Consider the following 258-nt stretch of genomic DNA (forward strand, 5'->3'; position numbering starts at 1 on the left):
GAACAGGAAATCATTCCTCTGATGCCAACCGAAGAGATGAGCCGTCTGCTTAATATCAGCCAGACAAAGCCGATTCTTGAAAAAGTATCGCGTGGATATTTAGTTGATGGTCGGGTGTTTGAATATAGCCGCAACGCTTTTAATACCGATGACTATAAATTTACCCTGATAGCGCAGCGAAAATCATCGCGATAAGCACAAAAAAGGCCATCATACGATGGCCAACCATGTCGAAACCGACAGCCCTTCGCCATTCCT

Annotated in this window: 1 pseudogene; it reads left to right on the top strand. The window is 45.0% G+C overall.

Annotation, left to right across the window (positions count from 1 at the left end):
- A pseudogene (mngR, locus tag SB756_RS32100) lies at positions 1-195 on the top strand (mannosyl-D-glycerate transport/metabolism system transcriptional repressor MngR); the annotation flags it as partial.
- Positions 196-258: the final 63 nt, after the last annotated feature.

This window comes from Pseudomonas sp. SIMBA_068 (assembly GCF_046534705.1).
Taxonomy (GTDB): Bacteria; Pseudomonadota; Gammaproteobacteria; order Pseudomonadales; family Pseudomonadaceae; genus Aquipseudomonas; species Aquipseudomonas putida.